Source organism: Actinoplanes cyaneus (assembly GCF_016862095.1).
GTDB lineage: Bacteria > Actinomycetota > Actinomycetes > Mycobacteriales > Micromonosporaceae > Actinoplanes > Actinoplanes cyaneus.
Genome location: NZ_BOMH01000020.1, coordinates 153,620 through 174,648 on the forward strand (window position 1 = coordinate 153,620; position 21,029 = coordinate 174,648).

The following is a 21,029-nucleotide window of genomic DNA, read 5'->3' on the forward strand; positions in this document are numbered from 1 at the left end:
CCTATAGGTCGAATAGGAGAAAGGCAAGAGGCTATGACGTCCGCGACAACATCGGCTTGAACCATCCGGCGACACCGTGCGTTCCCCATGTCGTGCAACCTGACCTTGCCGATCAGCAGACCCCCGCCACCCCCGGCCGCGTACGCCGCCTCCTGCGGCACCCCTGGACCGGGCGTGGCGTGACCGTCCTCGCCTGCCTGATCGTCCTGGCCGAACTGCTGTTCCCGAACGTCCTGGCACGCCTCACCCTCGGGAGCTTCGTCCGCATCCCGATCGAGGCCGCGATCATCATCGGCGTGCTGATCGTGCTGCCCCGCCGCCCCCGGAAGATCGCCGCGGTCCTCGGCGGCATCGGCCTCGGCTGGCTCGTCCTGGAGAAGTGCCTCGACATGGGCTTCTTCGCCGTCCTCGCCCGCCCGTTCGACCCGGTGCTCGACTGGGTGCTGTTCGACGACGCGTACGACTTCGTCCGCGACTCCTACGGCACGACCGGCCTGATCGGCGCGCTCACCGGCATCGCACTACTGGTCACCGGCGTGCTCGGCCTGACCGTCTGGGCGATGCTGCGAATCACCCGGCTGCTCGGCGAGAACCGGCGCAGATCCGCGTTCAGCGGCGCCGCCATCGCTGTCGCCTGGGCGCTCACCCTGACCCTCAACGTCCCCGGCCTGGTCGCCGACGTGCCACTGGCCGCGCGCACCTCCGTCATGTACGCCTGGGACCGCGCCGGGCAGGCCCGGGCCGGCGTCCAGCGCGAAGCCGAGTTCAACCGCGAGGTGCAGGTCGACGCGTACAAGAACGTGCCGTCCGACCAGCTGCTCACCGGCCTGGCCGGCAAGGACGTCATGCTCACCTTCGTCGAGAGCTACGGCCGCAACGCCGTCGAAGCGCCCAACCTGGCCCCCGGCGTCGACCCGGTCCTCGACGCCGGCACCGCCAAACTCAAAGCGGCCGGCTTCACCAGCCGCAGCGGCTGGCTCACCTCCCCCACCTTCGGCGGCGGCAGCTGGCTCGCCCACTCCACCACCATGTCCGGGCTGTGGATCAACAACCAGGCCCGGTACCGCAACCTGACCGCCAGCAACCGGCTCACCCTGCCCAACCTGTTCCGCTCCGCCGGCTGGGACACCGTCAGCGTCATGCCCGGCGCCACCCGCGCCTGGCCCGAAGGCAACTTCTACGGCTTCGACCGGGTCTGGGACAGCCGGAACCTCAGCTACAACGGGCCCCGGTTCAGCTGGGCGCCGATGCCCGACCAGTACACGCTCAAGCAGTTCGACCAGGTCGAGTACAACAAGACCGGGCGCAAGCCGCTCTTCGTCGAGATGCCGCTCGTCTCCAGCCACACCCCGTGGTCGCCGCTGCCCGAATTCATCGACTGGGACCAGGTCGGCGACGGCTCGGTCTACAACGCGATCGTCGCCAAGCAGCCGCCCAAGAACGAGATCTGGAAAGCCTCCGCGACAGTACGATCCCAGTACGGCAAATCCGTCCAGTACACGCTGACGACCCTCACCGACTGGATCGCCAAGTACGGCAACGACAACCTCGTGATGGTCTTCCTCGGCGACCACCAGCCGTCCCCCGTCGTCACCGGCGACAATGCCAGCCACGACGTGCCCATCACCATCGTCGCCAAGGACCCGGCCGTCATCGACCGCATCGCGGGGTGGGGCTGGACCGACGGGATCAAGCCCGCGCCGGACGCGCCGGTGTGGCCGATGAACGCCTTCCGCGACAAGTTCCTGACCGCGATGGGCCCGGGAGGCAACAGCCACTGACGCCCTCCCCGGCGTCGCCCCTTCCCGGCGCAGCCCGCCCGGCGCAGCCCGCCCGGCGCAGCCCGCCCAGCCCACCCGGCGCAAGCCCCGCCGAGCACGAGCCCGCCCGGCACGAGCCCATCGGGCGCTGGCTTTCGCGGAGCGCGAGCTTTCCCAGGCGGGCTTTCTCGGAGCGCGAGCTCTCTCAGGCCGCGTGCGGCACCGACCTCCACCGGTGCCGCACGCCCCCGCTCCCCCGCAGTCCCCGCGCTGTGTTCCACGAAGCAGCCCAGCTGGCCCCCAGGGGTGTATCCGCGCCCGGAAACACCCGCAGCGACCAGCCAAAGCAGCCCAGCTGGACTCCAAGGGTGTATCCGCGCTCGGAAACACCTCCAGCGACCAGCCGGCGAGCGCGGAGCGCGGGCAGCCGAGCCGACCACAGCCAGCTGGTACTCAGGGTCGAAAACAAGCCGGGAAACAACCACCACCACCAGCCGACCGCAGTCAGCTGGCACTCACGGTCGAAAACGGGCCGGAGAACAACCACCAGCACCAGCCGCCCGCGGCCGGCCAACCCCAACCCGCCGCCCAAGTCCCGGTCCCCACCCCAACCAAGGGGGCAGACCGCCCACTCACCATCCTTGCGGGGGATCGGGGCGGGCGGCGGGTGGCCTGTGGACGGAGCAACAATGTGGACAACCGGGAATGATCTTCGGGGCGTGGTTCAATCGGTGGGTCGCAGCAGCGGCCGGAGGGCGTCGAGCACGGCGGGGTCCTCGATCGTCGACGGGATGGGGGTGTCAGCGCCGTCGGCGAGGCCGCGCATCGTCGCCCGGAGGATCTTGCCGGATCGGGTCTTCGGGAGCGCGGGGACGACGTCCACCCGGCGCAGGGCCGCGACCGGGCCGATCTCGGCACGGACCCGGGCGACCAGTTCCAGCCTGATCTGCCGTAACTGTTCGGCCTGGTCATGCCCTGACGAGCCGAAGGACACGGTCTCTGACGGATCGGAGGTCACAACGTCTGACGAGCCGGGGGCAACAGCGCCCGACGAGCCGGGGGTCACGGCGCCGGCTTTGAGGACGACGAAGGCGCGCGGGACCTGGCCCTTGACCGGGTCGTGGACGCCGATCACCGCGCACTCGGCAACCGCGGGGTGGGCGGCGAGCACCTCCTCCATCGCGCCGGTGGACAGCCGGTGCCCGGCCACGTTGATGACGTCGTCGGTGCGGCCCAGTACGTACAGGTAGCCGTCCTCGTCGAACCGCCCGCCGTCTCCCGTCAGGTAGTTGCCCTGATGGGACGACAGGTACGAACGTACGTACCGCTCGTCGTCCTGCCACAGTGTCGGCAGGCAGCCGGGTGGCAGTGGCAGGCCGAGGACGATCGAGCCTTCTACACCGGGCGGCAGATCATTTCCGGACTCGTCGACGACTCGGACGCGGTAACCGGGCATCGGCAGGGACGGCGACCCCGGTCTGGTCGGCAACGGTTCGATGCCGCGGGGGCTCGCCGCGATCGGCCACCCGGTCTCGGTCTGCCACCAGTTGTCGATCACCGGCACGCCGAGCAGGTCACCCGCCCACCGGTAGGTCTGCGGGTCGAGCCGCTCGCCGGCGAGGAAGAGCAGGCGCAGCGGGCTGAGGTCGTACGCGGAAAGGTGTTTGCCCTCGGGGTCTTCCTTGCGGATCGCCCGCAGCGCTGTCGGCGCCGTGAACATGCTGGTCACACGGTGTTGGGCGGCGACTCGCCAGAACGCTCCGGCGTCCGGGGTGCCGACGGGTTTGCCCTCGTGGAGCACGGTCGTGGCACCGGCGAGCAGCGGTGCGTAGACGATGTACGAGTGCCCGACCACCCATCCGACGTCGGACGCCGCCCAGAACGTCTGCCCGGCCCGTACGTCGAAGATGTTCTCCATCGACCATCGCAGCGCGACTGCGTGACCGCCGTTGTCGCGGACCACGCCTTTGGGCCGGCCGGTCGTCCCGGAGGTGTAGAGAATGTAGAGCGGGTCGGTCGCGCGGACCGGCACGCACGCCGCGGGTTCCGCGCCCGCGATCGCTTCGGCCCAGGTCAGGTCGCGGTCGTCGAGCAGGGTCGCCGGGTGTTCGGGGCGTTGCAGGATCACGCGACGGGCCGGCACGTGGGTGGCCGTGTCGAGGGCGGCGTCGAGCATCGGCTGGTACGGGATGATCCGCCCGGCCTCGATCCCGCAGGACGTCGCAACGATCACTTTCGGACGCGCGTCGTCGATGCGGGCTGCCAACTCGCGGGCGCCGAAGCCGCCGAAGACGACGGAGTGCACCGCGCCGAGCCGGGCGCAGGCAAGCATCGCGATCACCGTCTCCGGCACCATCGCCATGTAGATCACGACCCGGTCGCCACGGGTGACCCCGAGGCGGCTCAGTGCTCCTGCGAAGACCGCGACTTCGTCACGCAGCTGCGCGTACGAGTAGGTTCGTGTCACGCCCGTGACCGGGCTGTCGTAGATCAGCGCCGTCTGCTCGCCGCGCCCCTGGTCGACGTGCCGGTCCAGGGCGTTGTGGCAGGTGTTCAGCTCCGCGTCGGGGTACCAGCGGAAGATCGGCGCCTCGCTGTCGTCGAGGATCCGGGTCGGCGGGACGTGCCAGTCGATGCCGGCGGCGGCCTCGCGCCAGAACGCCTCCGGATCCGTGATGCTGCGCTGGTAGGTCTGCCGGTAGTCAGCCATGATCTGACGCTCCGCCGGGGTGGCCCTTTTGTCCACCCGTCTTCACTCCACGGGAGTTCCGGCAAAGCCAGCAGGGAAGGCACAGCCAATAGGAAAGGCACAGCCAGTAAGGAAGGCGCAGCCAGCAGGGAAGGCACAGCAGTAGGGCAGGGAAGGCACAGCCAGTAGGGCAGCACAGCCAGTAGGGCCGGCCAGTAGGGTTCGGGGGCATGGGGGACGGCTACGAGGCCCGGCTGTCGCCGCGGTGGCGGCGCGCCCTGCTGCTGCTGGCAACGGTGCTGGTCTCGCCCGCGTTCTGGCTGGGCACCACCGGTCTGCCCGCCGCTCCGGCCCGGGTCTGCGCGATCGTGCTGGCCGTGGGCCAGGTCGCCGCCCTGTGGTGGCTGGACCGGGCGCCGCGGCCGGTCACAGCGGGGATCCTGCTGGCCGGGGCGGCACTGCAGTTGCTGGTGCCGGGGTTCGGGCCGGGGCTGGCGTTCGTGGTGCTGTGCACGTTCGCGTGGGCGAGACCGGCCGGCGAGAGTCTGTGGGCGCTGGGCGCGGCGATCGTCGCGGTGTGCGGGCCGGCCGCGATTCAGGGGCGGTGGCTGCTGGCCGCTGGGTGGCTGGCCGCTTCGCTGCTGGCGTGGAGCTGGGGCGCGCTGGGCCGAGCCCGCGCCGCGCGGCAGGAGTGGGAGCGGCGGCGGGCGGTGCTGGAGGAGCGCGGGCGGATCGCCCGGGAGCTGCACGACGTGCTGGCCCACACGGTGTCGGTGATGGTGGTGCAGGCCGCTGCCGCCGACGATGTCTTCGAGCTGAATCCGGCCCAGGCCCGGGCCGCGATCCGGCGCACCGAGACGGCGGGGCGCGAGGCGCTGGCCGAATTGCGGACCTTTCTGCGTACGGTGCGTGACGGCGACGAGGCGCACGACGCGTCCCCGCAGCCGGGCCTGGCCGGTGTCGAGCAGCTCGCCGCGACGATGAGTGGTGCCGGGCTGGCGGTGACCGTGCGCCGGGAGGGTGACGGTGAGCCGCCTGCCGGGGTGCAGCTCGGGGCGTACCGGATCGTGCAGGAGGCGCTGACCAACACGCTGCGGCACTCGGGCGCACGCACAGCGGACGTCCTGGTCCGGATCACCGGCACGGCGGTGGAGGTCGAGGTGTGCGACGACGGCAACGGCGGGGCCGGCAGCACGCCCGGCAACGGCATCCGCGGCATGCGGGAACGGGCCGCGCTGCTCAACGGCGCCCTCACCGCCGAGCCGGGCCCGGACGGCGGCTTCCGGGTGCGGGCACGACTCCCCCTGGGGAGCGCCCATCTGAGCAAGGGAGACGCCTGATGAGGGGAACCGCCGCATGAGTGTCCGAGTGTTGATCGTGGACGATCAGGCGCTGGTCCGCGTCGGCTTCCGCATGATCATCGATGCGCGGGACGATCTCGAGGTGGTGGGCGAGGCGGGTGACGGCGAGCAGGCGGTGCGGCTCGCCGGGCAGACGCGGCCCGACGTCGTCCTGATGGATGTCCGCATGCCCGGGATGGACGGCCTGACCGCGACGGCCCGGCTGACCGCGGCCCCCGACCCGCCTCGCGTGATCATGCTGACGACCTATGACCTGGACGAGTCGCTCTACGCCGCGTTGCGGGCCGGGGCGAGCGGATTCCTGCTCAAGGATGTCCGTCCCGGCGATCTGGTCGAGGCGATCCGGGTCGTGGCGCGCGGCGAGGCCCTGCTCGCCCCGACCGCGACCCGGCGGCTGCTGGACCATTTCGTCGCCGCGGACCTGACCCCGCCCGGCGCCGACGCCCGCCTGGACCGGCTGACCGGTCGTGAGCGCGAGGTCCTGGAGTTGCTGGCCCGCGGCGCGTCGAACGCGGAGATCGCCACGCAGTTGACCGTCACGGAGGCCACCGTGAAGACCCATGTCTCGGCGGTGCTGCGCAAACTCGACGTGCGGGACCGGGTCCAGGCGGTCGTGCTCGCCTACGATCTGGGGGTCGTCCGGCCGAGGTCATCCTGAAGTCGTAGAGGGAAGACCGGTCTCGGGCCGGAGGATCGGCGACGACGGAATTCCTAGCGTCGTGGCATGACGAAGAAGACCGTTGTCGCCCTGCTGGTCACGAACCTCGCGGTGAGTGTGCTCTTCGCGCTGATCACGCTGCTCCTGCACGACCCGATCCTCGCCTACCAGCACGGGCACGACCCTTCGGCGGATCCGGCGGCGCTCTCCCGGACACTGTGGACCCGGCCGTTGCCGATCCTTGGCGTGGCCATGCTCTACGCCCGGTTCGTCCGTCAGTTGCTGGCCGGCGACCCGCGAGCGCTGCGCCGGGTCCGGATCGTCTCCGCCGCCGGGCTGATCGGTGTCGGCTGGCTGCTGCTCAGCGGCGAGTACCCGGCCTGGCTCCGGATCGTCGAGGGCGTCCAGCTGCTGCTCCTGGCCGCGCTGGTGATCACGGTGAATCTGCGGGCCGTCCGGTCCGCGTTCGACGCCCCGATTCCGGCCGACTCCCGCCCGCGAAACCGGCGGGCGGCGTGGACCCTGGTCCTGCTGGCGCCGGTGGTGGCCGAGCTCATGCTGGGCAACATCCCGGTGCGTCAGCTCTGGGCGTTCCCGGCCTTCATCCCGATCTACGGCGCCGGGGCGCTGCTGATCCGCGAGGTCACCCGCCGCACCGGACGCGGCGTTGCGACGATGCTGCTGCTGGGTCTCGCCTACGGCCTGATCGAGGAGGGCCTGGTCCTGCAGAGCCTGACCAGCCCGACGATCTACCGCGCGGCGCAGTGGGCGCCGCGGCTGCTGTGCGTGAACAGTGCCTACACCGAGCTGAACCTGGTCTACCACCCGGTCTTCAGCATCACGATCCCGATTGTCCTGACCGAGCTGTTGTTCGCGCGGCACGGCCGGCTGCCGTACCTGCGCCGGGGCGGCCTGATCGCCACCGGGGTCGTCGCGGTGCTGGGCGCGCTGCTGGTGCGGTTCGCGGTGCTGCCGTCGGAGGACCCCGGCTACACGATGCCGGTGGTCGCTGCCGCTGCCGTTCTCGCCGTCGCGCTGCTGGTCACGGTCATTGCTTTGCGCGTACGTCGTGAGCCCGCCAGCCGCACCGCCACCGCCACGAGGGTCCTCTCCCCCGCCGTGACGGCCGTCGTGACCGGCGCCGGCGCGTTCGCGTTCGTCGCGCTGCTGTTCCCGTTCGCCGGTTCCGAGCAGTCGTTCTTCACCCACGGCGCCTGGGCGTTCGCCCCGATGGCCGCCGCGGCGGGGATCACGGCCGGCACGGGTCTCCTCCTGCGCCGGTGGACGGCGGCCCGGTCCTGGACCCGTGCCCACCTGTTCGGGGCCGTCCTGGGAGCGACCGTCGGCCACGCCGTGTTCGGTCTGGTGGCCAACGCCGGGACGCTCGCGGACCGGTTGTTCCTGGGAACGTTGACGCTACTCACCGTGGTTCTGGGAACGATGGCGCTGCGCCGGACGAGGCCGGACCAGGCAGTGCCGAACCAGGCGGTACCGGACCAGACGGTAACGGACCGAGCGGTTACGGACCGGCGCTAACGGACGGAACGGTCCGGGCTCATGTGGCCTGAGGGAAGACCTTCTCGACCATGGCCAGCAGCGTGGTGGTCAGCAGCGTGTGCACCTGTTCCCGGGTCAGCGCTCCCCGCTGCAACCATTCCCGGGCCGTGCAGGTCGCCATCCCGACGTAGGCCCGGGCCATCCCCCGCAGCGCCTCGCCGGGGTCGGCGCCGAGCCCGGTCGCGGTCAGGATGCTGTCCGCGGCGACGTCGACGGCCTCGGCGATGACCTGGTCGACGTCGGGGTCCCCGGCCATCCCGCCGGCGGTGATCGCGGCCAGCCAGGAGGTGCTGTGCCGGGAGACCACGTCGAGGAACCAGCCGACGATCGCGTCGGCGCGCTCGGCGGGGCCGCCGTCGGGCAGGAGCGAGAGGGCCACCTCGGGCACGGTCAGCATCACCCGTACGACTTCGAGGTAGAGCTCCTTCTTCGTCCCGAAGTAGTGGTTGACCAGCCCCCGGGCCACTCCGGCGTCACGGGCCACGTCGGTGGTGGAGACCTCCGGGTACGGCCGCTCGCCGAACAGGCGCACGGCGACGGAGAGGATCTGTTCGCGCCGGGCGTCCGGTTCCAGCCGGCGTCCCCTGATCACCGGCGGGCGCAGCGCCCCGGCGGCCGGGGCGGGCGGCGTTCCTGCTGACGACACGTTCGTGACCTTACGGCACGTCGATTCATCGGGCTCCGAGATGCGTGGTGCGTCGATGTTTTCATCGGGCGAACAGATGGATGACGCCAATTCATCGCGAGCTTGTTGACAGAGCGCCAACAGTGATCGAGGGTGTGTCAATGTCGACGCCTGGACTGGACGGCTACGCCGAGCCGTGGCGCAAGCCGGAACACGACGACCTGGCCGAGATGGCCCGCGCCTTCTTCCTGAAGGAGGTGGTGCCGCACACGGCCCGCCTCGAACAGCAGGGCCACCCCGACCGGGCGCACTACCTCAAGGCCGGCGAGCTCGGCCTGCTCGGTCTTTCCGTCCCGGAGGAGTACGGCGGCGGGGGCGGCGACTTCACCCACGAGGCGGTGATGTTGCACGAGCAGCAGCTGGCCGGTGAGGGCAGTCTGGGCCTGGCCGTGCACAGCGGGATCGTGACGGGCTACCTGAACGCGTACGGCACCGAGGAGCAGAAGCGGCGCTGGCTCCCGAAGCTCTGCTCGGGTGAGATGATCGGCGCGATCGCGATGACCGAGCCGGCCGGCGGGTCGGACGTCCAGGCGATACGGACCCGTGCGGTCCGGACCGGCGAGGACTACCTCGTGACCGGCTCCAAAACCTTCATCACCAATGGGTATCTGGCGGACCTATTGGTCCTGGCGGTCAAGACCGATCAGTCCGCCAAGGCGCACGGCATCTCGCTGCTGGTCTGCGAGCTGGACGACGACGCGCCCGGTTTCCGGCGGGGACGCAACCTGGAGAAGATCGGGCTGCACGCGAACGACACCGCGGAGCTGTTCTTCGACGAGTTCCGGGTGCCGGCCGCGAACCTGCTGGGCGGGGAGCAGGCCGAGAACACCGGCTTCTACCAGCTCATGCGGCAGCTCCCGCAGGAACGGCTGGTGATCGGCGTCGGCGCGGTGGCCGCGATGCAGCGCGCGGTCGGGCTCGCCACGGCGTACGCGAAGGAGCGAACCGCCTTCGGCAAGCCGCTCGTGGGGCACCAGAACACCCGCATGGTGCTGGCCGAGTGCGCGACCCGGACCCGGGTGTCACGAGTTTTCCTGGACGATTGCATCGCCCGGCACCAGCGGGGTGAACTGGACGTGGCGACGGCCGCGATGGCCAAGCTCCACCTGACCGAGGGACAGTGCGAGGTGGTGGACCGCTGCCTGCAGATCTTCGGCGGGTACGGCTACACCACCGAGTACCCGATCGCCCGGATGTACGCCGACGCCCGGGTGCAGAAGATCTACGGCGGCACCAACGAGATCATGAAGGAGCTGATCGCCCGTGCCCTCTGAGACGGCCTACATCTACGACGCGGTCCGCACACCGCGCGGGCGGGGCAAGGACAACGGCGCGCTGCACGGCACGAAGCCGATCACCCTGGTCACCGGGCTGATCGACGCCGTGCGGAAACGGAATCCCGGTCTCGACCCCCGGCGCGTCGAGGACGTCGTGCTGGGCATCGTCACGCCGATCGGCGAGCAGGGCGGCGACCTGGCCCGGGCGGCGGCGCTCGTCGCGGGGCTCCCGGACACCACCGGCGGCGTACAACTCAATCGTTTCTGTGCCTCTGGTCTCGAGGCGGTGAACCAGGCCGCGTCGCGGATCCGGTCGGGGTGGGAGCACCTGATCCTGGCCGGCGGCGTCGAGTCGATGTCGCGCAACCCGATGGGCTCCGACGGCGGCGCCTGGTTCCTCGACCCGGAGACGGCGCTGGCCACGAGTTTCGTGCCGCAGGGCATCAGCGCCGACCTGATCGCGACGATCGAGGGGTTCAGCCGGGACGACGTCGACGGGTATGCGATCCAGTCGCAGGAGCGTGCCGCCAAGGCGATCGCCGGTGGCGCGTTCAGCCGCTCGATCGTGCCGGTGCGCGACCCGAACGGCCTGGACGTGCTGACCGTCGACGAGCACCCGCGACCCGACACCACCCGCGCCGCCCTGGGCAAGCTCAAGCCGTCGTTCGCGACGATCGGCGAGCAGGCCGGGTTCGACGCCGTGGCGCTGCAGAAGTACCACTGGCTGGAGGAGATCGACCACGTCCACCACGCCGGGAACTCGTCCGGGATCGTGGACGGCGCGGCGCTCGTCATGATCGGCTCGCAGCGGGCGGGCCAGGAGCTCGGCCTCACCCCGCGCGCCAGGATCGTCGGCGCGGCGGTGAGCGGCGCCGACCCGACGCTGATGCTGACCGGGCCGACCCCGGCCACGGTCAAGGCGCTCGAGGTGGCCGGCCTCACCACTGACGACATCGACCTGTTCGAGATCAACGAGGCGTTCGCCGCGGTGGTCCTCAAGTACATCCGCGACCTCGGCCTCGACCCGGAGCGCGTCAACGTCAACGGCGGCGCGATCGCGCTCGGCCACCCGCTCGGCGCGACCGGCGCCATGCTGGTCGGCACCGTGGTCGACGAGCTGGAACGCCGCGATCTGCACCGGGCCGTGGTCACCCTCTGCATCGGCGGCGGCATGGGCGTCGCCACCGTCATCGAGCGTGTTGGGGAGTTCGCGTGATCGACTACTCGAAGGACGACGCCGGGATCGTCACGCTGACGATGAATGACCCGGACCAATCGGCCAACACGATGAATGCCGCCTACGTGGCCGCCATGACCGCCGCCCTCGACCGCCTGGAGGCCGAGAAGGAGCAGGTCACCGGCGTGATCGTGGCGAGCGGCAAGACCACGTTCTTCGCCGGCGGTGACCTGCCGACGATGAGCACGGCCCGGCCGGAGGACGCGCCCGCGCTGTTCGAGCTGCTCGGCACGATCAAGCGGGATCTGCGACGGCTGGAGACGTACGGACGGCCGGTCGTCGCCGCGATCAACGGCGCGGCCCTGGGCGGTGGCTTCGAGATCGCGCTCGCCTGCCACCACCGCATCGCCCTGGACGCGCCCGGCACGCGCGTCGGGTTCCCGGAGGTCACGCTGGGTCTGCTGCCCGGGGCGGGCGGCGTGACCCGGACGGTCCGGATGCTCGGCATCGCCCCGGCACTGACGACCTGGCTGCTCACCGGCAAACGGCTCAAGCCGGCCGCGGCCCGGGACGCCGGCATGATCGACGAGGTCGTCGCCACGCCCGACGAGCTGATCACGCGCGCGCGGGAGTGGATCGCGGCGAACCCGGACGCGGCCCAGCCGTGGGACCGGCCCGGCTACCGGATGCCCGGCGGCACCCCGGCCACCCCGAAGCTCGCCCTGCAGCTGCCGGCGTTCCCGGCCACCCTGCGCAAGCAGCTCAAGGGCAACCGGATGCCGGCGCCCGAGGCGATCCTGGAGACGGCGGTCGAGGGCGCGCAGGTCGACCTCGAGACCGCGTTCACCATCGAGACGCGGCGGCTGATCACGCTGCTCACCGGCCGGGTCGCGAAGAACATGATCGGCGCGTTCTTCTTCGACATGAAGGCGGTCAACGGCGGCGCGGCCCGCCCGGACGCCGAGGTCGCCCCGGCCACGAAGGTCGCGGTGCTCGGCGCCGGGATGATGGGCGCCGGGATCGCGTACGCGTGCGCCCGCGCGGGCCTGCCCGTCGTGGTCAAGGACGTCTCCGCCGAGGCCGCGGCACGTGCGGTGGCCGAGGGCGACCCGGCGGTGCTGGCCCGGATCACGCCGACCGCCGACGTCGAGGACCTACGCGGCTGTGACGTGGTGATCGAGGCGGTCTTCGAGGACCCGAAGCTCAAGCACCAGGTGTTCGCCGAGGTCGAGCCGGTGCTCGCGCCGGGCGCGCTGCTCGCCTCGAACACGTCGACGCTGCCGATCACCGGGCTCGCCGGCGGCGTGTCCCGGCCGGCCGACTTCATCGGCATGCACTTCTTCTCCCCGGTCGGCAAGATGCCCCTGCTGGAGATCGTGGTCGGCGAGCAGACCTCGGACGCCGCGATCGCCCGCGCGTTCGACCTGGGCCGCCGGATCGGCAAGACACCGATCGTGGTCAACGATGGGCGCGGGTTCTTCACCAGCCGGGTGATCGGCCAGTTCATCAACGAGGCGGTCACCATGGTCGCCGAGGGGGTGCCGGCCGCGTCGGTCGAGCAGGCGGCGCTGCAGGCCGGCTACCCGACCGGGCCGCTCGCGCTGGCCGACGAGGTCACGCTCACGCTGATGGGCAAGATCCACAAGGCGTACGTGGCGGCCGGGGTGAACGTGGGCTACGAGAAGGCGCACGCGCTGGTGCAGGACCTGCTGGAGAACCACGGGCGGGCGGGCCGCTCGTCGGGGAAGGGCTTCTACGCGTACGAGAACGGTCGCCGCGGCCGGCTCTGGAGCGGGCTGGCCGGGCTCGCCACCGACGCCGGTCGCGCCGTGCCCTTCGCCGACCTGCAGGAACGTCTGCTGTTCAGCGAGGCTCTGGACGCGCTGCGCTGCCGGGCCGAGGGGGTGCTGCGCACCGACGCGGACGGCAACATCGGCTCGATCCTCGGCATCGGCTTCCCGGCCTGGACGGGCGGCGTCATCCGGTACGTCGAGCAGCACCCCGACTTCAAGGGCCGCGCCTCGGAGCTGGCGGCGCGATACGGCGAGCGGTTCGCCCCGGCATGAGCCCCGCCGCCGGGGACCCGCAGCGCATGCCGGAGGAGGGCACCGCATGGGCGCGCTGAACGGCATCCGGGTCGTCGAGCTGGCCGGGCTCGCTCCCGGCCCGTTCGGCTGCATGGTGCTGGCCGACCTCGGCGCCGACGTCGTGCTCGTCGACCGGCCCGGCGGGGCGGGACCGCTCGTTCCGCCGCCCGGTCCGCTGCAGCGTGGCCGGCGGGCGGTCGCCCTGGACCTCAAGACCCCGGACGGACTGGCCGGTCTGCTGTCGCTGGCCGAGCGGGCGGACGTCCTGGTCGAGGGCTTCCGTCCCGGGGTCGCCGAACGCCTCGGCTTCGGCCCGGAGACCTGCGAGAAGATCAACCCCCGGCTGGTGTACGCACGGATGACCGGCTGGGGACAGGACGGTCCGCTCGCCGCGGCGGCGGGTCACGACATCGACTACCTGGCCGTCGCCGGGGCGCTGGAGCCGCTGGGCCGTGCCGGGGACCGCCCGCACGCCCCGATCAACCTGCTCGCCGACTTCGCCGGGGGCGGCATGCTGCTCGCCGTCGGGGTGCTCGCCGCGCTGCTGGAACGGGAACGGTCCGGGCGCGGCCAGGTCGTCGACGCGGCGATGGTGGACGGGTCGGCGCTGCTCACCACGTTCCTGCACGGGATGATCGGCAACGGGATGTGGCGCGGCGGCCGCGGGGAGAACCTGCTCGACGGCGGGGCACCGTTCTACGACACGTACCAGGCGGCGGACGGCGGCTACCTCGCGGTCGGGGCGCTCGAACCGCAGTTCTACGCGGCGCTGCTCACCGGGCTCGGGCTCGACGGCGACCCGGACCTGCCGTCGCAGTTCGAGCGCCGGCGCTGGCCGGAACTGCGGCAGATCTTCACCGAACGGTTCGCGTCGAGGACCCGGGACGCCTGGGCGGAGATCTTCGCGGGACTCGACGCCTGTGTGAGCCCGGTCCTCACGCCGGCCGAGGCGCCGCGGCATCCGCACAACCGGGCGCGGTCGACCTTCGTCGAGGTGGGCGGGACGGTGCAACCGGCTCCGGCGCCCCGCTTCGGCCGTACGCCGGCAAGCGTCCCGGAACCGAGCAGGGCCGCGACCGTACCGGAGATCCTGGCGTCGTGGTCCTGATCTTGGCGTTGAGTTCAAGGGCCGCTCGGTGAGGGGCCGCCCAGCCGGACTGTTTGCCGGACCGGCCCGACTGGGCGGCGTCTGACCGCGGCCGCGAGCCGCGTGTCCGTTTCCGGTCAGAATCAGCTTTCGGTCAAATCATGCCGAAGTGCGCAAGGAACTCCAACCGGCGTACGTGGTCTCAACGCCGTCCGGGGTGGAACGGCACGCCCCGGCCGCGGAACGTCAGATGGTGCATCACGCCGTCGGCCCGCAACGCCCGGACGCGGGAGAAGGGCCGGTCGCGATCGGCGCCCGGACATGGGGAAAGGGCCGGTCGCGCTCGGCGACCGGCCCTTCCCTGACGTCGGATCAGAACGTGAAGTTACCGACCAGCGTGCGCAGCTCCTCGGCGGTCCGGGAGACCTCCTCGCTCGCCTCGCGGGTCTGGTTCACGCCGCTGACCGTGGCGCCGCTGGCCGCCGAGACGTCGTTGATGTTCGCGGCGATCCGGCTCGACCCGGCCGCCACCTCACCGATGCTGCGCGACATCTCGCCAGTCGTGGCGGTCTGCTCCTCCACCGCCGAGGCGATGGTGGTCTGGAAGTCGTTGATCTGCGCGATGACCTCGGAGATGCGGTTGATGACCTCGACCGCGCCGCCGGTGTCCTGCTGGATCGCGAGGACCCGGGCGCCGATGTCCTCGGTGGCGCGGGCGGTCTCCTGGGCCAGGTCCTTGACCTCGGAGGCGACCACGGCGAAGCCCTTGCCGGCGTCGCCGGCGCGCGCGGCCTCGATGGTGGCGTTCAGCGCGAGCAGGTTGGTCTGCTCGGCGATGCTGGTGATCAGCTTGATCACGTTGCCGATCTCGGCCGACGACTCGCCGAGCTTGCGGATCGTCTCGGTGGCCGCGGCGGCCTCGGAGACGGCGATCGAGGCGACCTGGGCGGCGTCGGCCGCGTTGCGTGAGATCTCCCGGATCGACAGGCCCATCTCCTCCGAGCCGGCCGCGACGCTCTGCACGTTGCGGGAGATCTCGTCGGCCTCGGCGGCGGCCGAGGAGCTCTGCCGGTCGGTGTTGTCGACGGCGGCGGCGATCTCGCCGGAGACCGCGGCGAGCTCGGTGGAGGCGGTGGCCAGCGCGTCGGAGTCCTTCGCGATGGTGTTCATCGACTCGCGCAGCTTGTCGAGGGTCCGGTCGAGGCTCTGGGCCATGGTGCCGAGCTCGTCGCGGCTGGTGATGCCGCTGCGCACGGTCAGGTCGCCCTTGTCCAGCGCGTCGATCACCGCACCGATCTTGCGGATCGGGCCGAGGATCGAGCGGACCATCGGGACCGCCATGCCGATCAGCAGGACCAGCCCGGCCACCACCACGATGATGGCGAGCCAGCGGGTGCTCTTGACCGTGCTCTCCATCGCGGCCTGCTCGACCTCGATCTGCTTGGTGACCGACTCGGTGAGCGCGTCGAGCTCGTCGTCGGTCTTGCCGTTCGCCTCGCCGATCCCGTCGGTCTTGCCTTTCACCGAGGCCGGGTCCTTGACACCCGCCGCGACGAAGTTCGTGATGAACGTGTTGAAGTCGTCGAAGTCGCCCTTGTAGCCGTTGAGCTCCGTGACGATGCCGGCCGGCAGGTCGCAGGCGTAGATGTCGGCGATCGCGTCGACCGAGGACTGCACGTCGTCGGCGACGTCCTGGTTGACGTCGTCGCCGAGCGCCGAGCGGTAGCCGTCGACCTTGAGCTCGCTCTGGCGGTTGTTGAGGTGATTCAGCGCGGCCAGGCCACACTGCAGCTTGCTGACCGTCCGCGCCTGGTCGGCCACGTCGTTCTGGCCGATCAGGGCGATCGCGCCCAGGCCGCTGAGGGCGATCGCCCCGGTCGCGACGATGATGCCCAGCCGTTTGGCTGTTCCGATGTTTTCCAGGCCGAGCATCGTCCCCCCAAGTTTGTCCAACTGCACACACTTTCGGCCGTGTGCTGGATCACCTGAGGAGGACGAAGGTCGTTCGTCCCGTTTGCTGGGTTTCCTTCTGGTTGCAAACGGGCTGCCGGCCCGAAGTCGCGCGTGGCCTAGCGGTGGATCTTGAAGCGCCAGTCGTCGGGGACCGCGCCGGCCGGGCCGGGCGTCGGCTGGCTCTCCGGGCGGCTGTGCGCCGGGGCGAGGACCGGGCCGTCGAAGCCCTCTTCGGTCTCGAAGTTCCAGAACCAGTCCTCGCCGGGCTCGAACGACTGGATCACCGGGTGCCCGGTCTCGCGGAAGTGGGCCGTGGCGTGCTGCGACGGGGAGGTGTCACAGCAGCCGATGTGCCCGCACTGCGCGCACCGGCGCAGGTGGACCCACCAACCCTGGGACTCGAGGCACTCCACACAACCGGTGCCGGACGGCGGAACATCGGGCTGAATCGTCGCGCTCACGCGAGGAAACCTACCTCACGACCCGGTCGTAATCCTCCTGCGCGGCCCGCATCTGACCGATCTCACTCTCGAGCAGGTCGATCAGCTCCTTCAGCTTGCCCGCGACGCGCTCGCCCAGCGGGGTCAAGCTGTACTCCACCCTTGGCGGGATGGTGGCCTGCACCTCGCGCCGGACCAGGCCGTCGCGCTCCAGCGCCTGCAGGGTCTGGGCCAGCATCTTCTCGCTCACGCCGTCGACGCGGCGGCGCAGGGCGTTGAAGCGGTAGGCGCCGTCGAGCAGCGCGGCCAGGGCGAGACCGCCCCATTTGCCGGTGACGTCGGCCATCACGCCGCGGGAGGCACAGTCCCGGGCGAAGACGCTGGGGATCAGGTCGTCGGCGGGATCTGTCATGCGAAGAAGAATACCCAGTTCCGCCGTACTTCCCGGAGTGACGGCGCACACTGGCGGTTGGCACTTTCTAAAAGTTAGTGCATTCTCTGAGTCAGCACTTGCCGTTGAACCTTCAAGGAGTTCCCATGACCACCATCGCTGTCACCGGCGCCACCGGACACCTCGGCCGTCTCGTCGTGGACGCCCTGATCGACCGGGGCGTCGAGCCCGGCTCGATCGTCGCCGCGGTGCGCAGCCCGGAGAAGGCGGCCGGCCTGCTCGCCCGCGGCGTGCAGGTGCGCGAGGCCGACTTCGACAAGCCGGAGACCCTCCCGGCCGCGTTCGCCGGCGTCGACAAGCTGCTCCTGATCTCGACCAGCGACCCGGGCAGCCGGCTCGCGCAGCACACCGCGGCGATCGACGCCGCCAAGGCGGCCGGGGTCGGCTTCGTGGCCTACACCAGCATCCTGCGCGCCGGCACCACGCCCGTCCTGCTCGCCGCCGACCACAAGGCGACCGAGGAGCTGCTCGCGGCCTCCGGCCTGCGGCACTCATTCCTGCGCAACGGGTGGTATGTCGAGAACTACACGAGCCAGATCCCGACCGTGAAGCAGACCGGCGGGTTCATCGGCAGCGCCGGCGAGGGGCGGATCGCGGCCGCGACCCGGCTCGACTACGCCGAGGCGGCCGCCGCGGTGCTGCTGCTGGAGAACCCGCGGGCCGTGTACGAGCTGGGCGGCGACCAGCCGTTCACGATGGCCGAGCTCGCCGCCGAGGTCGGCAAGCAGCTCGGGACGGAGATCGGTTACACCGACCTGCCGGCCGAGAAGCTGGTCGAGATCCTCGCCGGCGCGGGCGTGCCCGAGGGCTTCGCCGCGATCCTGGCGGACACGGACGTGCACGTGCGGGAGAACGGCGCGCTCGACAACCCGGGCACCGACCTGCGCGACCTGATCGGCCGCCCGACGACCTCGCTCGCCGACGCCGTCAAGCAGGCTCGGTAACGTCGGCGAAGGTGCCGTTGAGCGCGGCGACCGCGTCGTCGGCGGCGACCCGCAGGCCGACGCCGCGCTCGCCCGCGCCGAGGCTGATCGTGCGGCCCTTGGTGCGCTCGTCGGCGATCACCGGCCAGGCGGTCGACGAGCCGAACGGGGTGATCGTGCCCCGCTCATATCCCGTGGCGTCCTTCGCCGTCGACGCGTCGGGCATCGACAACCGGTTCACGCCGAGCAGCGCGCGCAGCTTGGGCCACGAGATCGAACGGTCGCCCGGCACCAGCACGAACAGGTACGCGTCGGGCCCACGACGGACCACCAGGGTCTTGACCAGATCCTGGAGGTCGACGCCCTGCACCGCGGCGGCCTCGGCGACGCTGCTCACCGGCCCGTGGCGGACCACCTCGTGCGCGAGCCCGAGTTCCGTCACGGCGTCGATGGCAGCGTTCGTCACGCGATCACCGTAGTAGTTTGGGAGCGGTCCGACCCAGGAGGGAACCCCATGAGTGACAGGCCTCGCAAGCAGCCCGGACCAGATCACCCCATCACCGTCACGCCGACCGGCGAGCGGGTCGTCGTGACCGTCGCCGGCAAGGTGGTGGCGGACACGCAGAACGCGCTCAGCCTGCACGAGGCGACGTACCCCGCGGTGCAGTACGTGCCGCTCGCGGACGTCGACCAGTCGCTGCTCGAGCGCACGGGCACGCAGACCTACTGCCCGTACAAGGGTGAGGCCGGCTACTACTCGATCAAGGTCGACGACACGACGGTCGCCGACGCGATCTGGGAGTACCAGGCGCCCCACGACGCCGTCTCGCAGATCAAGGGACACGTCGCCTTCTACCCGGACAGGGTGGAGAGCATCACGATCGGCTGAGCTCCGCGCGGACCGCTGCCAGCTGGTAGCGGTCCGCGTCGTACGGGGTGTAAAGCGAGATCCGGTCGATGGTCGTGCCGAAGCGGGACTTCAACTGACCGGCGACCGCGGCCGGGTCACCGGCCACCGCGAAGGCGTCCAGGACCTCGTCGGTGATCTCGGCGCCCATCGCCGCCCATTCCTGCCGCCGTGAGAGCAGGTTGAGCCGGTCGGCGAGCTCACCCCAGCCGTGCAGGTCGAGCACGGCACGGTAGGACGGCGTCGACGCGTAGAACGCGATCTGTCGCCGGACCGCCTCCTCGGCCTTAGCGCGCTGACCCTCGTCGGCGCCGAGCACCACCATGGCGGACATGCTGAGGCCGAAACCGTCCAGCGAGCCGCCACGCGCCTCGCGCAGCGCCGGGAGCAGCTTCCCGGTCAGATAGGGCACGCTGGTCAGCGGGTGCACGAGCAGCCCGTCGGCGACCCGGCCGGCGGTCGCCGTCATCAACTCCCCCACCGCGGCCAGCTCGACCGGCGGGTTGCCGTGCGGGTTCGGCCCCGGGTCGAAGAACTCGCTCATCAGCGTGTGCTTGTAAAACTCGCCGCGGAACATCAGCCGCTCGCCGGTCGCCCACGCCTGCCAGATGGCCCGCAGCGCCGCCACGAACTCCTCCATCCGCGCCGCCGGCCGGCTCCACGGCATCGAGAAGCGCCGCTCGATGTGCGGCTTGACCTGCGAACCGAGGCCCAGCCGGAACCGCCCTTCGGAGATCAGCCGCAGGTCGTTCGCGAGCACCGCGACGTTCATCGGATTGCGCGCGAACGCCACCGCGATCGCGGACTGCAGCGTGATCCGCGTCGTCGCCCGCGCCACCAGGGTCAGCGTGGTGAAGACGTCGTGCCTGGTCTCGGCCGCGCCGAAGCCGTCATAGCCGACCTGCTCGGCGGAGACGGCCGCCGCCTCGGCCTCGGCGGGGGACGCACTGACCGCGGCGGTGAAGTCAACCAGCATCACCCAGTCATAACACCTGCTGAAACCCCAGATCATCCCGGGGGTACGTCGTGGGCCGCGCCCGCCGGGCCACCCCCGGAGGGTGCCACTGCCGCGCGGATCGCCTCGGCCATCACCTCGGTGGCCACCGCCCGCAGCAGGTCCAGATCGACGCCCTCGGTGACCGCGCCGGTGGCCAGGGCGACCACCGCGTCCCCGTCGTAGCGCGAGTGCGCCGGGTGCAGGGCCCGCGCGAAGCCGGTGTGGCCGCTCTGCGCCAGCAGCTGACAGTCCGCCTTGGTGAGTCGCGCATCGGTGAGCAGCACCGCGATCGTGGTGTTCTCCCGGCCGGACGGCGCGGCCGGCCGGTCGACCGCGGCGCCGCCGAAGATCGGGCGGCCCTGCGCGTCCAGCACATCGCCCCAGGCGTTGACCACGGCCAGGGCGGTGACCCGGGCCGTCCCCGCCTCGCCGTCGGCCCGGCCCAGGCCGCCGGGGTCGACACGGGCCCGCCACCTTCCGGTCCGGGCTCCCGCGCCGGCGCCGACCGGGCCGGTCCGGAACTCGTCGCCGCGCAGCGCCGCGAGGGCCGCGGCCCGGCCGGACTCGGCGGTGGGCGGACCGGCCGCCGCCCGGTCCCCGGCGAGCGCGCCGGCCGACCCGTCGAAGGCAGTGGGCGGGCCGGCCGCCACCCGGTCGCCGGCGAGCGCCTCGACGGACCCGTCGAAGATCGACATTCCGACGACGATCGGCACCGGCCCGAGCGTGGTCGGGAAGCCGAGCCCACGCTCCCGCAGCAACCGCATCACCCCGTCCCCGGCGGCCAGGCCGAACGCCGACCCTCCGGAGAGGACCACCGCGTCCACCCGGTCGACGAGCCGCACCGGGTCGAGCAGATCGAACTCGCGGGTCGCCGGCGCCCCGCCACGGACCTCGCCGGAACCCACGGTCCCCGGTGGCGGCAGGATGACGGTGACGCCGGTGCCGTCGCCGGTCCAGTTGCCGGCGTGGGCCCCGAGCAGTTGCGGTTCACTCACCCGCCCATGCTAGGCGGAGGCCGGC

18 protein-coding genes are annotated in these 21,029 nt (G+C 71.4%); 10 read left to right on the forward strand and 8 right to left on the reverse strand.

Annotation, left to right across the window (positions count from 1 at the left end; all coding sequences use genetic code 11):
* Positions 1-92: 92 nt before the first annotated feature.
* Positions 93-1,781, forward strand: coding sequence for a sulfatase-like hydrolase/transferase (locus Acy02nite_RS14975; RefSeq protein WP_239174814.1), 1,689 nt, complete (start codon positions 93-95; stop codon positions 1,779-1,781).
* Between the two features lie 703 nt (positions 1,782-2,484).
* Here Acy02nite_RS14975 and Acy02nite_RS14980 read toward each other — a convergent pair.
* The gene (locus Acy02nite_RS14980) at positions 2,485-4,470 is read right to left on the reverse strand and encodes a propionyl-CoA synthetase (RefSeq protein ID WP_203740980.1); all 1,986 of its coding nucleotides are present in this window, start codon (positions 4,468-4,470) and stop codon (positions 2,485-2,487) included.
* Positions 4,471-4,679: 209 nt separating this feature from the next.
* On the opposite strand from Acy02nite_RS14980, the gene Acy02nite_RS14985 reads away from it, so the two are divergent.
* The 3 genes from Acy02nite_RS14985 (at position 4,680) to Acy02nite_RS14995 (ending at position 8,004) form a co-directional block, all read left to right on the forward strand.
* Positions 4,680-5,789 carry a sensor histidine kinase gene (locus Acy02nite_RS14985; protein ID WP_203740982.1) on the forward strand — a complete coding sequence of 370 codons (1,110 nt, stop codon included), beginning with the start codon at positions 4,680-4,682 and terminating at the stop codon, positions 5,787-5,789.
* Positions 5,790-5,805: 16 nt separating this feature from the next.
* A complete protein-coding gene (locus Acy02nite_RS14990; protein ID WP_203740984.1) occupies positions 5,806-6,468 on the forward strand; it encodes a response regulator in 663 nt (220 codons plus the stop codon).
* Between the two features lie 66 nt (positions 6,469-6,534).
* Positions 6,535-8,004 carry an AF_0692 family protein gene (locus tag Acy02nite_RS14995; protein WP_203740986.1) on the forward strand — a complete coding sequence of 490 codons (1,470 nt, stop codon included), beginning with the start codon at positions 6,535-6,537 and terminating at the stop codon, positions 8,002-8,004.
* Between the two features lie 19 nt (positions 8,005-8,023).
* Here the strand turns inward: Acy02nite_RS14995 and Acy02nite_RS15000 are convergent, their stop codons facing one another.
* Positions 8,024-8,671, reverse strand: a complete 648-nt coding sequence (locus Acy02nite_RS15000; protein WP_239174816.1) for a TetR/AcrR family transcriptional regulator — start codon at positions 8,669-8,671, stop codon at positions 8,024-8,026.
* Positions 8,672-8,811: 140 nt separating this feature from the next.
* Between Acy02nite_RS15000 and Acy02nite_RS15005 the strand changes: the two genes are divergently transcribed.
* Genes Acy02nite_RS15005 through Acy02nite_RS15020 form a run of 4 tightly spaced genes read left to right on the forward strand, consistent with a single transcriptional unit; the run spans position 8,812 to position 14,359 of the window.
* On the forward strand, positions 8,812-9,984 hold the full coding sequence (locus Acy02nite_RS15005) for an acyl-CoA dehydrogenase family protein (protein WP_203740988.1): 1,173 nt from the start codon (positions 8,812-8,814) through the stop codon (positions 9,982-9,984).
* A complete protein-coding gene (locus Acy02nite_RS15010; RefSeq protein WP_203740990.1) occupies positions 9,974-11,203 on the forward strand; it encodes an acetyl-CoA C-acetyltransferase in 1,230 nt (409 codons plus the stop codon). The genes Acy02nite_RS15005 and Acy02nite_RS15010 overlap by 11 nt, the downstream gene beginning before the upstream one ends.
* A 41-nt stretch (positions 11,204-11,244) precedes the next feature.
* The gene (locus tag Acy02nite_RS15015) at positions 11,245-13,230 is read left to right on the forward strand and encodes a 3-hydroxyacyl-CoA dehydrogenase NAD-binding domain-containing protein (protein ID WP_239174824.1); all 1,986 of its coding nucleotides are present in this window, start codon (positions 11,245-11,247) and stop codon (positions 13,228-13,230) included.
* 46 nt (positions 13,231-13,276) lie between these two features.
* Positions 13,277-14,359, forward strand: coding sequence for a CaiB/BaiF CoA transferase family protein (locus tag Acy02nite_RS15020; RefSeq protein ID WP_203740994.1), 1,083 nt, complete (start codon positions 13,277-13,279; stop codon positions 14,357-14,359).
* 351 nt (positions 14,360-14,710) lie between these two features.
* Here the strand turns inward: Acy02nite_RS15020 and Acy02nite_RS15025 are convergent, their stop codons facing one another.
* The 3 genes from Acy02nite_RS15025 to Acy02nite_RS15035 form a co-directional block, all read right to left on the reverse strand.
* Positions 14,711-16,291, reverse strand: coding sequence for a methyl-accepting chemotaxis protein (locus Acy02nite_RS15025; RefSeq protein WP_275407296.1), 1,581 nt, complete (start codon positions 16,289-16,291; stop codon positions 14,711-14,713).
* 116 nt (positions 16,292-16,407) lie between these two features.
* Positions 16,408-16,752 (reverse strand): UBP-type zinc finger domain-containing protein, encoded by a 345-nt coding sequence (locus Acy02nite_RS15030; RefSeq protein WP_203740996.1) that lies wholly within the window; start codon positions 16,750-16,752, stop codon positions 16,408-16,410.
* A gap of 10 nt (positions 16,753-16,762) precedes the next feature.
* The gene (locus Acy02nite_RS15035) at positions 16,763-17,143 is read right to left on the reverse strand and encodes a winged helix-turn-helix transcriptional regulator (protein ID WP_203740997.1); all 381 of its coding nucleotides are present in this window, start codon (positions 17,141-17,143) and stop codon (positions 16,763-16,765) included.
* Positions 17,144-17,268: 125 nt separating this feature from the next.
* Between Acy02nite_RS15035 and Acy02nite_RS15040 the strand changes: the two genes are divergently transcribed.
* Positions 17,269-18,126 carry an SDR family oxidoreductase gene (locus Acy02nite_RS15040; RefSeq protein WP_203740999.1) on the forward strand — a complete coding sequence of 286 codons (858 nt, stop codon included), beginning with the start codon at positions 17,269-17,271 and terminating at the stop codon, positions 18,124-18,126.
* Here Acy02nite_RS15040 and Acy02nite_RS15045 read toward each other — a convergent pair.
* Positions 18,110-18,571 carry an aminoacyl-tRNA deacylase gene (locus Acy02nite_RS15045; RefSeq protein WP_203741001.1) on the reverse strand — a complete coding sequence of 154 codons (462 nt, stop codon included), beginning with the start codon at positions 18,569-18,571 and terminating at the stop codon, positions 18,110-18,112. The genes Acy02nite_RS15040 and Acy02nite_RS15045 overlap by 17 nt on opposite strands.
* 48 nt (positions 18,572-18,619) lie before the next feature.
* Here Acy02nite_RS15045 and Acy02nite_RS15050 point away from each other — a divergent pair, with 48 nt between their 5' ends.
* Entirely contained in the window at positions 18,620-18,994 is a 375-nt protein-coding gene (locus Acy02nite_RS15050; RefSeq protein ID WP_203741003.1) for a DUF427 domain-containing protein, read from the forward strand.
* On the opposite strand, the gene Acy02nite_RS15055 is transcribed toward Acy02nite_RS15050, so the two are convergent.
* Entirely contained in the window at positions 18,981-19,988 is a 1,008-nt protein-coding gene (locus Acy02nite_RS15055; RefSeq protein ID WP_203741004.1) for a TIGR03617 family F420-dependent LLM class oxidoreductase, read from the reverse strand. The two genes, Acy02nite_RS15050 and Acy02nite_RS15055, sit on opposite strands and share 14 nt — an antisense overlap.
* Positions 19,989-20,020: 32 nt before the next feature.
* The gene (locus Acy02nite_RS15060) at positions 20,021-21,004 is read right to left on the reverse strand and encodes a P1 family peptidase (protein WP_203741006.1); all 984 of its coding nucleotides are present in this window, start codon (positions 21,002-21,004) and stop codon (positions 20,021-20,023) included.
* Positions 21,005-21,029 lie beyond the last annotated feature (25 nt).

Coding starts and splice junctions, on each gene's coding strand:
- Acy02nite_RS14990 (WP_203740984.1), top strand. CDS start 5,806: ATGAGTGTCCGAGTGTTGATCGTGGACGATCAGGCGCTGGTCCGCGTC.
- Acy02nite_RS15015 (WP_239174824.1), top strand. CDS start 11,245: ATGAATGACCCGGACCAATCGGCCAACACGATGAATGCCGCCTACGTG.
- Acy02nite_RS15005 (WP_203740988.1), top strand. CDS start 8,812: ATGTCGACGCCTGGACTGGACGGCTACGCCGAGCCGTGGCGCAAGCCG.
- Acy02nite_RS14985 (WP_203740982.1), top strand. CDS start 4,680: ATGGGGGACGGCTACGAGGCCCGGCTGTCGCCGCGGTGGCGGCGCGCC.
- Acy02nite_RS14995 (WP_203740986.1), top strand. CDS start 6,535: ATGACGAAGAAGACCGTTGTCGCCCTGCTGGTCACGAACCTCGCGGTG.
- Acy02nite_RS15035 (WP_203740997.1), bottom strand. CDS start 17,143: ATGACAGATCCCGCCGACGACCTGATCCCCAGCGTCTTCGCCCGGGAC.
- Acy02nite_RS15040 (WP_203740999.1), top strand. CDS start 17,269: ATGACCACCATCGCTGTCACCGGCGCCACCGGACACCTCGGCCGTCTC.
- Acy02nite_RS14980 (WP_203740980.1), bottom strand. CDS start 4,470: ATGGCTGACTACCGGCAGACCTACCAGCGCAGCATCACGGATCCGGAG.
- Acy02nite_RS15055 (WP_203741004.1), bottom strand. CDS start 19,988: ATGCTGGTTGACTTCACCGCCGCGGTCAGTGCGTCCCCCGCCGAGGCC.
- Acy02nite_RS15050 (WP_203741003.1), top strand. CDS start 18,620: ATGAGTGACAGGCCTCGCAAGCAGCCCGGACCAGATCACCCCATCACC.
- Acy02nite_RS15020 (WP_203740994.1), top strand. CDS start 13,277: ATGGGCGCGCTGAACGGCATCCGGGTCGTCGAGCTGGCCGGGCTCGCT.